Origin of the sequence: Mesorhizobium sp. B2-9-1 (assembly GCF_006439455.1) — a bacterium.
Taxonomy (GTDB): Bacteria; Pseudomonadota; Alphaproteobacteria; order Rhizobiales; family Rhizobiaceae; genus Mesorhizobium.
This window is the reverse complement of record NZ_VFTP01000014.1, coordinates 68,468-80,846: the sequence shown is the minus strand read 5'-3', so window position 1 is coordinate 80,846 and position 12,379 is coordinate 68,468. Positions and strand designations below refer to the sequence as shown.

General features: G+C 63.7%; 12 protein-coding genes. 8 read left to right on the top strand and 4 right to left on the bottom strand.

Going from position 1 to position 12,379, the window contains the following annotated elements; translation table 11 throughout:
• The first annotated feature begins 108 nt into the window (after nt 1-108).
• A complete protein-coding gene (gene hemF, locus FJW05_RS21195; RefSeq protein ID WP_140635422.1) occupies nt 109-1,023 on the top strand; it encodes an oxygen-dependent coproporphyrinogen oxidase in 915 nt (304 codons plus the stop codon).
• 24 nt (nt 1,024-1,047) lie between these two features.
• Here the strand turns inward: hemF and FJW05_RS21190 are convergent, their stop codons facing one another.
• Complete coding sequence (locus tag FJW05_RS21190; protein ID WP_140635421.1) at nt 1,048-1,983, bottom strand: DUF1353 domain-containing protein; 936 nt, start codon at nt 1,981-1,983, stop codon at nt 1,048-1,050.
• A 360-nt stretch (nt 1,984-2,343) separates the two neighbouring features.
• Here FJW05_RS21190 and FJW05_RS21185 point away from each other — a divergent pair, with 360 nt between their 5' ends.
• The 4 genes from FJW05_RS21185 (at nt 2,344) to FJW05_RS21170 (ending at nt 4,888) form a co-directional block, all read left to right on the top strand.
• Entirely contained in the window at nt 2,344-2,604 is a 261-nt protein-coding gene (locus FJW05_RS21185; protein WP_140546196.1) for a DUF1344 domain-containing protein, read from the top strand.
• Nucleotides 2,605-2,767: 163 nt separating this feature from the next.
• Nucleotides 2,768-2,953: a DUF1059 domain-containing protein gene (locus FJW05_RS21180; RefSeq protein ID WP_095766497.1), complete on the top strand. Its 186-nt coding sequence runs from the start codon at nt 2,768-2,770 to the stop codon at nt 2,951-2,953.
• Between the two features lie 283 nt (nt 2,954-3,236).
• On the top strand, nt 3,237-3,818 hold the full coding sequence (locus FJW05_RS21175) for a hypothetical protein (protein WP_140635419.1): 582 nt from the start codon (nt 3,237-3,239) through the stop codon (nt 3,816-3,818).
• Nucleotides 3,819-3,904: 86 nt separating this feature from the next.
• Nucleotides 3,905-4,888, top strand: coding sequence for a S8/S53 family peptidase (locus tag FJW05_RS21170; protein WP_140635417.1), 984 nt, complete (start codon nt 3,905-3,907; stop codon nt 4,886-4,888).
• A 24-nt stretch (nt 4,889-4,912) separates the two neighbouring features.
• On the opposite strand, the gene FJW05_RS21165 is transcribed toward FJW05_RS21170, so the two are convergent.
• From FJW05_RS21165 to FJW05_RS21155, 3 genes are read right to left on the bottom strand one after another with little or no spacing between them, the layout of a single operon-like run.
• Nucleotides 4,913-6,181 carry a CCA tRNA nucleotidyltransferase gene (locus FJW05_RS21165; RefSeq protein WP_140635415.1) on the bottom strand — a complete coding sequence of 423 codons (1,269 nt, stop codon included), beginning with the start codon at nt 6,179-6,181 and terminating at the stop codon, nt 4,913-4,915.
• The gene (locus FJW05_RS21160) at nt 6,178-6,810 is read right to left on the bottom strand and encodes a CoA pyrophosphatase (protein WP_140635413.1); all 633 of its coding nucleotides are present in this window, start codon (nt 6,808-6,810) and stop codon (nt 6,178-6,180) included. The genes FJW05_RS21165 and FJW05_RS21160 overlap by 4 nt, the downstream gene beginning before the upstream one ends.
• Entirely contained in the window at nt 6,810-7,595 is a 786-nt protein-coding gene (locus FJW05_RS21155; protein WP_246673577.1) for a DUF1285 domain-containing protein, read from the bottom strand. Before FJW05_RS21155 ends, FJW05_RS21160 begins: the two co-directional genes overlap by 1 nt.
• A gap of 43 nt (nt 7,596-7,638) precedes the next feature.
• On the opposite strand from FJW05_RS21155, the gene FJW05_RS21150 reads away from it, so the two are divergent.
• Genes FJW05_RS21150 through FJW05_RS21140 form a run of 3 tightly spaced genes read left to right on the top strand, consistent with a single transcriptional unit; the run spans nt 7,639 to nt 12,376 of the window.
• Nucleotides 7,639-8,643, top strand: a complete 1,005-nt coding sequence (locus FJW05_RS21150) for a MoxR family ATPase (protein WP_140635411.1) — start codon at nt 7,639-7,641, stop codon at nt 8,641-8,643.
• Nucleotides 8,643-9,557 carry a DUF58 domain-containing protein gene (locus FJW05_RS21145; RefSeq protein WP_140635410.1) on the top strand — a complete coding sequence of 305 codons (915 nt, stop codon included), beginning with the start codon at nt 8,643-8,645 and terminating at the stop codon, nt 9,555-9,557. The genes FJW05_RS21150 and FJW05_RS21145 overlap by 1 nt, the downstream gene beginning before the upstream one ends.
• Nucleotides 9,554-12,376, top strand: a complete 2,823-nt coding sequence (locus FJW05_RS21140; protein ID WP_140635408.1) for a DUF4159 domain-containing protein — start codon at nt 9,554-9,556, stop codon at nt 12,374-12,376. Before FJW05_RS21145 ends, FJW05_RS21140 begins: the two co-directional genes overlap by 4 nt.
• The last annotated feature ends 3 nt before the right edge of the window (nt 12,377-12,379 follow it).

Sequence of the window (12,379 nt, the reverse complement as noted above, 5' to 3'; positions counted from 1 at the left end):
TGCACCTTGGTCAGACAGGACTTGACCCTTCCTCTCAAGAGATTAGGGATCGCGCCCTGAAAAGACGAGTCATTTGTCAGGCAAGCGCGCCTGCGACTGGAGACCGAATTGGAAAGACCTGACCTTCCCGTGGGCCTGCCGGTCGACATCGAGCAGAAGAAGATGAAGGCACGTCTGTGGTTCGAGGCCTTGCGCGAGCGCATCTGCGCCACTTTCGAGCAGATCGAGCAGGAACTCACCGGCCCGCAAGCGTCATGGTCGCCCGGCCATTTCGAGAAGACCCCCTGGGAGCGCGACGAGGGCCGCGGCGGCGGCGGCACCATGTCGATGATGCGCGGCCGCGTCTTCGAGAAGGTCGGCGTCCACACCTCGACCGTCCATGGCGAATTCTCGCCCGAGTTCAGGAAGCAGATTCCCGGCGCCGAGGAAGACCCGCGCTTCTGGGCGAGCGGCATCTCGCTGATAGCACATCCCTGGAACCCCAACGTGCCGGCCGTGCACATGAATACCCGCATGGTCGTCACCACGCGCCAGTGGTTCGGTGGCGGCGCCGATCTGACGCCGGTGCTCGACCGCCGCCGCACCCAGGACGATCCCGACACGATCGCCTTCCATCGCGCCATGCAGTTCGCCTGCGAGAAGAACGCCGCCGTCGCCGACTATCCCAAATTCAAATCCTGGTGCGACGAGTATTTCTTCCTGCCGCACCGCAACGAGCCGCGCGGCATCGGCGGCATCTTCTTCGACTGGCTGCATTCTGACGAGGACAGGGGCGGCTGGGACGCCGATCTCAATTTCGTCCAGGACGTCGGCCGCTCCTTCCTCGTCGTCTATGCCCATCTGGTGCGGGGCAATTTCAACCAGAACTGGACTGACGGCGAGCGCGACGAACAGCTCATCCGGCGCGGCCGCTACGTCGAATTCAACTTGCTTCACGATCGCGGCACCATCTTCGGCCTCAAGACCGGCGGCAATGTCGCCTCGATCCTGTCCAGCCTGCCGCCCGAGGTAAAATGGCCGTAGCTATCTGGATGTTTGGATTTCCTATTAATATTTATTTACTTTGGTATTGAAGTCCAATATGCCATCTAAATTCAATCCAGATTTATAGTCAACTATTGGTGGCTTTGTTAGATCATACTTTTTATAGATTTTGTTTTCGAGAACAAAATTGTCCAGAGCAGGCACTTGCCCTTTGTCCCAGACTGCGAGTGAGTCAAATTTTCCGTTTTCGGAAGAGGTAAATCCCGTTATCTTTCCTATATCTGCATAACCTTCTTTGAAATCGTGCTTCGCCGCCTCCGATAGATATTCAATATGAGCTTCAGCTTCCTTTGTATCGGAAAATATCAAACTGCCATCGTTACGAATATCAAGAACTTTACCATCGGACGATTTTATCGTCCTTGCGATTGAATAAAGCTTGGCTTCAGCAATCTTTTTACCCGCTTCATCTAGCTGCGAATACACCGAGGCTCCCGATGGGTTTGAAGAACCAGGCAACCCACGGCAGGGCTCGGGAGGAACGGCTTTTGGGTCGACGTTCCAAAAAGGCGGACCAAAAAAACGCACACCAACCCACATAAGATATGCCTTTTCAGGAGATACTCCGGCGGCGATCATGCCGCGACGGAATACCTCATGCGTATCGTAGTAATTTCTGATCTTCGAGCAGCAATAATAGTCGTGTATGATAGATGCATCCAGATAGGTTCCCGTGAATGGGTCTCCCACGATGGTCCACAGCTCCCATGGTATGCTGGCACCGTCGACCAATTCTCCCCTTGGGACACGCCACTTGAGGTTGTTTGGATCGGTAAAAACAAAATCTTGATCCAATAGGAAATTCATCACCTTTTCCCCCCCAACCTCGACTTGCACAAACCTTCCTACGGGATCACCCTCGAATTTGCCGTTGTATTCATCGGCGTAAGCCTCGCTTAAAAGCATCGTAGTTACAAAAAGAATGGAAAGCCGACGCATGTATCCCTCCCCAAGAAGCCCAATTTTACAGTTGAAACGTACTCCTCTGCTGGTGGGCACGTCCACCGGATTATGGTACTAACGAACACTTCACCGCACATAACAATCGGGTGAACAGGAGACAGGCCGCATTGTCGTCCCATTCGCCGAATCTTGGCGCGCAATGTGGCGGGCCGCGTTTCTTTTTCGTCTAATATCATTTTGAAAAAATTGAGCTATTTAAGGTCGTCGGGTCGGGAAGCGCCGGCGGCCGAAATGGAGATCACTTGTCTCCCGTCGGCCGCGACCCGACGCGACTTGACGGCCCTGAACGAGACGGGTGCCTCCCAAACGGTGCCCGCATTTCCAGGAGAGCCTGCCATGCGCAAGCTTATCGTGACGGCGGCGACCGCTGCCTTTCTCGCCTCCGGTGGCGCCGCGTTCGCCGCGGTCAAGCACACCACCGGTACGGTCAAGAGCTTTGACGGAACGGCCATGAGCCTTGTTCTGGACGACGGATCGACCTTCACCTTGTCCAAGGCCTTCAAGGATCCCGGCATCCAGGCCGGCGAGAAGGTTCGCGTCTCCTGGGACATGAGCGGCAAGAACAAGATTGCCGAGGCCGTCAAGATCATGAAGTGACGGCCTGCCAAGGCAGATCGAGTTCTCAGGCGGCAAGGAAGGCGGGGCAGCACTGCTCCGCCTTCCTTTTTGAAGAGAAAAGCAGTTGCCCGCGGGCTTCGATGCAACCGAAACCGGTCGCATGTGTTATGGTTTTCCAGCAGAACGAGGAAAGGAAAGTCCCATGAAGGAATTCCAATGCGGGTCGCTTGTCCCCGGCTGTGACTGGCATACGCGCGCCGAAGAAGAAGCCGAGGTGATGCGCCGTGCCGTCGAGCACATGCGCGAGACGCATGGCGAAACCGTCATCCGCGAGACGATGATCGAGGCGATACGCTCCCGCATCCAGAAGGTTCGCGACGCAGCCTGAGGGACTCCTCACCTTCGAACAGTCGACCGGCAGCGAAATCAGGATTGCTCAGGGCCTGAGCATGTTCCATCGCGAGTTGCGAACCAATTTGCCTGAGTCGATCCGGAAGGTCCGGACCGGCCTGGCATTTCAAACAGATACTTATATTCGAGTCGTCTCATTTAAGTTTGCGGTAACGGAATTCGTGCCACCGTCGGACAAATGATCCGGCTGCAGGGGCTGGCCGAGAAACTCGCCGCCACCCAAGGCGCTGACCGGATCCGTGGGGCGAGGTGTTTCGCGCATGCGCGAACGATCCGGCAAGAGGGGCACATCACGCGAGGCGGCGCTGCTGCTATGCGCATGTCTCGGCGCGACCCCCGCGACCGCCCAGGAAATGATGACCACCTCGCTGATCGGCATGCATCAGGGGTCGCCGCTGAGCGACCGTGCCAGAGGGCTCGGCGCCGGCGGTTATGAGCTGCAAAATGGAAGCTGGGTCTCGTTCAACCAATGGTACCACACGAACTGGGTGGACATGCATGTCGACCTGCTCACCCAGGTTACCGAAAACACCGGCATCCTTTGGGGGTTCGGGACCGGCGAACAAGGCAACAAATACAGTATCGGGCCCAGCCTGAAGCTCGGTTTCCTCACCCAGGCGCATCCGAATCCGAACAGCACCCTGTCCCTGTCCGTAACGTCGGTCATCGGCGGAAACCTCACCGAGAAATCTTGCTTGGCCGACTACGGGGATCTGGGCTCCTACAGCGTCAATTGCCGGCTCGCGGCCGGTGAGATGGCGCCGCAGGAAACCCTGAAATACCTGGTTAGCGCCAAGCCCGAGAGCATGCATCTGTGGCTGAATTATCGTCTCACTTTCTGATCGCCGGGAGGCCGCGAATGAAAAATCCATCTCGACCCGAAACGCGCGATCGCCCGTCCTGGTTCTTGTTTGGCTGGAGTTGGAACATGTCTGCTGGTCACCTGAAATTCGGCCTCGTTGCCGCCATCGCCATCCTTTCGGCGCCCGTTGCCTCGGCGCAGGAGGGCCGCGGCGCGGACGAGACGGCGGCGCTCTGCCATGGCGGCGGCTCCATCTGCGTGAGCGCAAGGATACCGGCCGTAAGGGCGACGACCCAAACGGTACAGAACTGGATGAGCCGCGACGTCGGCGCCGCATGGGCCGCCGGCTACAAGGGCGCGGGCGTCACCATCACGATGGTCGACGACTTCAGCAGCACCTCGCGCTTTTCCGGCAATTTCGGGATCGGCGTGCAGACCCAGCGACACGGCGAATGGACGCGCGAGGAGGCAAGCATGATTGCTCCCGCCGCGACCATCCGCTCCAAGGATTTCTCGACGGGCACGGCCGTTTCGCTGGCGAGCGGCCGTAACGTGCTGAACCTGAGCTACGGCATGTACACAACCGCGGGCTACAGCGCGAACCAGATCTGGTGGGCTCCAGAGGAGTCCTCGATCATCTCCTACGCCACCAAGGGTTCGGCCATCGTCTCGAAGGCGGCCGGCAACGACGCGGTCGCTGTCGGCGGGGTCACTGGTGGCCAGCAGGATTATCTCGACCTTGCTTTGATCGGCAAACCGACCGCGATCTTCGTCGGCGCGCTGTCGACGAACGGAACCACAGCCAACAAGGCCCAGCTCGCCTGGTATTCCGACTATGCCGGCTCCAACCAGGCTGTGCAGAGCCACTTCCTGGTGGTCGGCGTCGAGGGCGACAAGACCGGGCTCTACGGAACGTCTTTTGCCGCGCCGATCATCTCCGGATATGCTGCGATCATCGGCAGCAAGTTCACCAAGGCGACGCCGGTGCAGATCACGAACGACCTGCTCAACACGGCCCGCACCGACACCTTGGTGAACTACGACCCGTCCGTCTACGGCAAGGGCGAGGCAAGCCTTTCCCGCGCTCTCGCTCCTGTGGCCATACATTGACAGGCACCGGCCGTTCCGGCCCGCCTAGGTCTCCAGAGCCTGCGCGGCGCGTTCCAGCAGCGCGCCGCGTTCCAGGGTGAAGCCCGACTCGACCCATTCCTTCTCGAGGTTCTTCAGCGTGGCGCCGAGCTTCGGTCCCGGCGACGCGCCAAGCACGGTCAGGTCGGCGCCTTTGATCGGAAACACCGGCTTTTCCCATCTCAGCGTGAAATTGAGCAGGCGTGAAAACCCGCCGGCTTCCATCATTGCCTGATTGTCCTCGACTGCGCGCGTCCGCGCGGCGGCAAGCGCCAGCCGAATGCGGTCGATATAGCCGTTGCGATCGCCGTAATAGAGTTTCTTGGCCAGCTCGGTCTCCGTCGCCTTGGCATCCGGCGCAATAGTCAGCGCCCAATGCCGCAGGCGGCCGGCCTCGTCGTTCGACAATCGCAGCCACTCGCCAAGCGTCTTCATGCGCACGGCATCGGGCGGGACGATCGCTTCCAACCTCAGCACAGGATCGGCGGCCCAGCCAAGATCCTTTCCAGCCCTGACCAGGCCATGGATCGCGTCGATGCCCCATTTCTCGCTTTCCGGCAGCACGGCGGTGAGCACGCCTGCCTGGCGCATCCACAAGAGCGCGCGCGAGGGATCGGGGGCCGACAACAGCTTCTTCAGCTCGGACCAGACGCGTTCGGCCGAAAGCCGGGCAAGCCCGTCCTTCAGCCTGGCACAGGCCTTCAGCCCTTCAGCGTCAGGCCGTCCGTCGCCATACCAGGCAAAGAAACGGAAAAAGCGCAGGATGCGCAGATAATCCTCGCGGATGCGCGCCTCCGCGTCGCCGATGAAACGCAGCCGCCGCGCCTCTATATCGGCGACACCGCCGACGAGATCGACGACCGTGCCGTCGGCTTCGGCGTAGAGCGCGTTGATGGTGAAATCGCGCCGTTCGGCGTCCGCTTTCCAGTCGCGCCCGAAGATCACCTTTGCCCGCCGGCCGTCGGTCTCGATATCGGCCCTGAGCGTCGTCACCTCATAAGGCTTGCCGCCGGCGATCACCGTGATCGTGCCATGCTCGATGCCTGTCGGCACCGTCTTGAAACCGGCCGCCTCGGCGCGCCGGATCGTTTCCTCGGGCACGGTGGTCGCGGCGATGTCGATGTCGGCGACCGGCTGGCCGATCAGCGAATTGCGCACCGCGCCGCCGGCGACACGCGCTTCCTCGCCGCCCTGCTTGAGCGCGGCAAGAAGCCTCTGCAGATGCCTGTCGGCCAGCCAATCGGCCCTGCCCGAGAGTGACGCCTCAGCGGTCAACCATAAAGCCTTTCATAGAGCGTGCGGATTATGCCGGCGGTGACGCCCCAGATACGCTGGCCGCCATAGGGCATCTCGTAGAAGAACCATTCGAGCTCGTTCCACATGCGGCTGTCGCGCGCGTGGTTGGCCGGATCCATCAGGAAACTCAGGGGCACCTCGAAAGCCGCGTCGACCTCATCGGCATTGAGCGTCAGCGAAAAACCCTGGCCCACGATGGCAAGCACCGGCACGATGCGGTAGCCGCTGCCGGCGACGTAGTCGGGCATGCGGCCGATGATCTCGACGAAATCCCGTTCGAGGCCGATCTCCTCGAAGGTCTCGCGCAAAGCGGTTGCCTCGGGGCTTGCATCGGTCGCATCGATGGTGCCGCCTGGAAAGGCCACCTGGCCCGAATGGCTGCGCAGCCTCTCGGCGCGCTTGGTGAGCAGCACCATGGCGCCCTCGGCGCGGTCGACCACGGGAATCAGCACCGCCGCGTCGCGCAGCGGCTTGACGTGTTTGAGCCTGGGATGGCCGGGATTGAAGCGATGGTCGCCGAATTCATCGCCGGGGACGATCGCTGCTTGCGCCGCGACGCGCGTCCGAAAATCCGCGACCGAAAACGCCGCCGGCGTCACCTGGTCCATCACGCGCTCAGCCGCTTCAGATTCTCGACCGGCATGATCGGATAGACCTCGCCGCCCGAGCGGATGGCGAACATCGCCTTGCCGCCGATGTCGATCTCCTCGCCATGTTCGACCAGTTCATACATCACCGGACGCGCCACCAGCGCTTCCAGTCGTCCGCGCACCAGCACATAGGGTTTCAGTCCGCCGGTTTCGTCCTCGTCGACGAAGCGCAGCGCATGGCCGGGGCCGGCGGCGACGACATCGCCGACATTGGTGCGGAAGGTGACGACCTGATCTTTCCCGCTCCCGGACACGTTCATTTCGACGGCGATGAAGGGCGCGTCGACGACGCGGATCCCGACCCGCTCGACCGGCGTCACCAGATAGGTCTTGCCGTCGGCATCCTTGCGCAACACGCTGGAAAAGAGCTGCACCAACGGCATGCGGCCGATCGGCGTGCCGAGATAGAACCAGGTCCCGTCGGCCTTGATCTCCATGTCGAGGTCGCCGCAGAACTCCGGATTCCAGCGCTCGACCGGCGCCGGCCCCTTGCCGGCCCGGGCCGCGCGGGAGATCAGCGCCTCCAGGCCGCGCGCCTCTGTGGCGCCGATCAGGCTCTGTTTGCTCAAGCTGTGCTCGCCAGCGCTCTGTTCGTCCGGCGTTTGTTCACGATGTTCGCTGCGTTCGGCCATGGTCACGAAATAGTCACTGTTGTCCCGATTGTCAGCCTTGTCCGCCCGAGTCTGTGATTTAAGTTCAATTACAGGCGCCAGGTGAGGCCGAATCGCGGCATTCTGCGGCATCGAGAGTGCAGGCCGGCATTTCCAACCACAAGGATCGAACGGCATGAGCGTGATGATCAAGGAAAGCCCGATCAGCGAAAAAGCGATGATCGAGGAAGCCGAAAAGGCGCTGGCCGATATCTCCAGGATCCGCGACGCGGTCGGCAGGGTGATCTTCGGCCAGGAGGCGGTCGTCGAGCGCACGCTGGTGGCGCTGCTGGCCGGCGGTCATGCGCTGCTGGTCGGCGTGCCGGGCCTCGCCAAGACCAAGCTGGTCGAGACACTGGGCATCGTGCTCGGCCTCGATTCGCGCCGCGTCCAGTTCACGCCCGACCTGATGCCGTCGGACATCCTCGGTTCCGAGGTGATGGAGCAGGACGAGTTCGGCAAGCGCTCCTTCCGCTTCATTTCCGGGCCGATCTTCACGCAATTGCTGATGGCCGACGAGATCAACCGCGCTTCGCCGCGCACGCAATCGGCGCTGCTGCAGGCGATGCAGGAATATCACGTCACCATCGCCGGCGCCCGCCACGACCTGCCCGCGCCCTTCCACGTGCTGGCGACGCAGAACCCGCTGGAACAGGAAGGTACCTATCCGCTCCCCGAGGCTCAGCTCGACCGCTTCCTGATGCAGGTCGACATCCTTTATCCCGAGATCGAGGCGGAACGCCGCATCCTGCTGGAAACTACCGGCGTCGACGAAGCCAAGGCCGACAATGTGCTGCAGTCGGCACGGCTGAGGGAAATCCAGACGCTGATCCGCCGCATGCCGGTGCCGGAAAGCGTCGTCGAGGCGATCCTCAAGCTGGTGCGCTCGGCCCGGCCCGGCCAGGGCAATGCCGAGACCGACAAGCATGTCGCCTGGGGGCCCGGCCCCCGCGCCAGCCAGGCGCTGACCCTGTGCGCCCGCGCACGCGCCCTATATGATGGCAGGTTGGCGCCTTCGGTCGACGACGTTCGCGCCTTGGCCGAACCGGTGCTGCAGCATCGCATGGCGCTGACTTTCGCCGCCCGCGCCGAAGGCACTTCCGTGCGCGACGTGGTGGCGAAGCTGGCAAAAGGCGTCTGATGGGTCGAATAGGCGAGGTCCAGGCACCGGTTGCGACGCGCGACGCGCTCGCCCGCGGCCGGTTGCGGGCTTCATTGGTGCCGGACCTGCTGGTCGAGGCGCGCCGTATCGTCAACACGGTGATCGCCGGCTGGCATGGCCGCCGCAAGCGCGGCATCGGCGAGAATTTCTGGCAGTTCCGGCCCTATGTGGAAGGCGATTCCTCGCGCATCGACTGGCGTCGCTCTGCCAGGGACGACCACACCTATGTGCGCGACCGCGAATGGGAAGCCGCGCACACCGTCTGGCTCTGGGCCGACCCCTCGCCTTCCATGCTCTACAAATCCGCCGCGGCAAGCGTTTCCAAGCAATCGCGCGCGCTGGTGCTGGCGCTCGCCCTGGCCGAGCTCTTGTCGCGCAGCGGCGAGCGCATCGCCTGGCCGGGCCTGACGGACCCGTTCACCGCCCGCAACGGCGCCGAGCGCATCGCCGCCCAGCTCAGCCATGCCGCCGCGCTTCCGGCCAAGCCCGATCTGTCGGCCATCCGCCGCTTCTGCGACATCGTGCTGGTCAGCGATTTCCTCGATCCGGTCGAGGAAACCATGGCATGGCTCGACATGCTCGCCCGCCACGGCGTGCGCGCGCATCTGATCGAGGTGGCCGACCCGGCCGAAGAAACCTTCCCCTATGCCGGCCGCACCGAGTTCACCGACCCCGAGACCGGCGACAAGCTGACCGCCGGCCGCGCCGAGATGCTGGCCGAAGAATACCGCCTGCTTTACCGGGCCCGCCGCGAGGAACTGGCCGCCTGGTGCAAGCGTCTCGGCTGGAGCTACACCGTCAACCACACCGACCGCCTCGCCTCCGAGGCGCTGGTACGCATCCACCTGGCGATGACCGCTGACGGCACCAATTTCGGAAGGGCGGTCGCATGAGCTGGCTGCCGCTTTCTTTCGGGGCGCCCATGGTGCTGTGGGGCCTTCTGGCCCTGCCGGTGATCTGGTGGCTGCTGCGCCTCACCCCGCCCCGGCCGCAGACGGAGGTTTTCCCGCCGCTGAGAATCCTCGCCCGGGTCCTGAGGCGCGAAGAAACCCCGCAGCAAAGCCCGTGGTGGCTGACGCTGCTTCGCTTGCTGATGGCGGCGCTCATCGTGATGGCGCTGGCCGAGCCGGTCTTCAACCCGCGCGAAAAACTGCCGGCGGAGGGCGCCGCCCTGGCGCTTGTCGTCGACAATGGCTGGGCGAGCGCCGCCGACTGGAACAAGCGCGTCGCCACCGCCGAGCGGCTGATCGCCGATGCCGGCTCGAACGGCGTGCCGGTCGTCATCGCCTTCACCGCCGAGAAGCCCAATGCCGAGATCGGCCCTTTCGACGCTTCGGCCGCGCTCGATCACCTGCGCGCCGCCAAGCCGCGGCCGATTCCTACCGACAGGCCCGCCGTCTACGCCCGCGTCGCCGCCGCGTTGGAGCGACTGCCGGGCGCCAGCGTTGCCGTGCTCGCCGATGGGCTTGCCGCCAAAGGCGACGAGGCCGCTTTCAGGACGCTGCTCGAAAAGAATGCGACACGGCTGGTCTGGGCTACGTCCGACCGGCCTTCTGTGACCGGCCTGATCGGCGCCGACAACCAGGTCGATGGTTTCGCTTTGAGCGCCATTCGCGCGCCGGGCAATCCGGCGCCGGCGCAGGTCACCGCTGGCGCCTTCGACGACAAGGGCCGCCGCATCGCCGATGCGACGCTGACCTTCGCGCCGGGCGAAGCCGCCGCCACGGGAACAATGGCGGTCCCCTTCGAGCTGCGCAATGATTTCGCTTCGATCGCGCTGGACGGCGAGCATCAGGCCGGCGCCGTGCGCGTGCTGGACGAGAGCTCGAAACGCCGCCGCGTCGGCCTTCTGTCGCAGGCCGAGGCCGACCAGGCGCAGCCGCTTCTGTCGCCGCTCTATTACATCCGCCGCGCCCTGCAGCCCTTCGCCGACCTTGTCGAGCCGTCGAGCGCCGATCTCGCCGACGCCATTCCGCAGCTTCTCGACCAGAAGCCGGCGATGATCATCATGGCCGACGTCGGCACCATCCCGGCGCAGGTCAAGCAGCGGCTGGTCGACTGGGTCGACAAGGGCGGCACGCTGGTCCGCTTTGCCGGTCCCCGCCTTGCCGCGGCCGGCAATGACGACGACCTTTTGCCGGTCAGGCTGCGCAGCGGCGAGCGCGCGCTGGGCGGCGCGCTGTCGTGGACGACGCCGCAGGCGGTGACCGAATTCCCGAAGAACGGTCCTTTCGCCGATCTTTCCCCGCCCTCCGAGGTGACGGTCAGCCGGCAGGTTCTGGCCGAGCCGACGCCCGACATCGTCGAGCGTACTTGGGCCACGCTTGCCGACGGCACGCCATTGGTGACGGGCATGAAGAAGGACAAGGGCACGCTGGTGCTCTTCCATGTCACGCCCGAGGCGACCTGGTCGAACCTGCCGATCTCCGGCAGCTTCGTCGAGATGCTGCGGCGTGTCGTGCAATTGTCGCGCAACCAAGGCGCCGCGATCGCCAATGCCGAGGCCACCGCCGCGTCGCTCGCCCCCTATCGCATGATCGGCGCCGACGGCACGCTGACGCCGCCCTCGCCGGATGCGCGGCCGCTGGTGCCCGGCGCCGGTCCGCTGCCGGTGACGCTGGAAAACCCGCCGGGCCTTTACGGCTCGGAGACCGGCGTGTTCGCTCATAATCTTCTCGATGCTTCGAGCACATTCGCGCCGCTGGCGCGCCCGCAGGTTTCGCTGCCGGTGACTGCTATCCCCTACGCCTTCGACGAATCGGAGAATCTCAAGGGGCCATTGGTCGCCATCGCGCTCCTGTTGATGGTGCTCGACACCTTGGCCGTGTTCTGGATGGGCGGCCTGCTGACGCGCCGGCCGCGCCGCGCAGGCACGGCGGCGACCGCCGCGGCGGTCCTAGTCGTGCTGGGCGGCCTCTTCGGCCATGCCGATCTTGCCCGCGCCGACGATTCCAAGCCCGGCGACACCCAGGCGATCGAGGATATTTCGAAAACCCGCATCGCCTATGTGATCACCGGCGAGCCCGGCGTCGATTCGATCAGCCGCGCCGGCCTCGAGGGCCTCACCCGTTTCCTGATCGAGAAGACCGCGCTTGAGCCCGGCCCGCCGGCCGGCGTCGACATCGCCAAGGACGAGCTGTCCTTCTTCCCGCTGATCTATTGGCCGATCGATGCGACGGCACCTATGCCCAGCCAGGCGGCGATCGCCCGCATCGACGCCTATATGCAGCAGGGCGGCACGGTTCTGTTCGATACGCGCGACCAGTTTTCGAACGGCATCGGCGCCGGCTCGGCAAGCCCGGCGACCGAGCGGCTGCGCGACATCCTGGGTAATCTCAACGTGCCGCCGCTGGAGCCGGTGCCGTCGGACCACGTGCTGACCAAATCCTTCTTCATCCTTCCGGAATTCCCCGGCCGCTTCAACGGCAGCCCGCTCTGGGTCGAGGCCTCGCTCGACGCCAGCAACACCGAGAACCGCCCGGTGCGCACCGGCGACGGCGTCTCGCCGATCATGATCACCGCCAATGATTTCGCCGGCGCCTGGGCCATCGACGAGAACGGCGATCCGATGCTGCCGACCGTGCCGCCGGATCCGATGCAGCGCATCTACGCGCTGCGCGCCGGCGTCAACATCATGATGTATATGCTGACCGGCAACTACAAGTCCGATCAGGTGCATGTGCCCGTGCTGCTCGAACGTCTGGGGCAGTAGCGC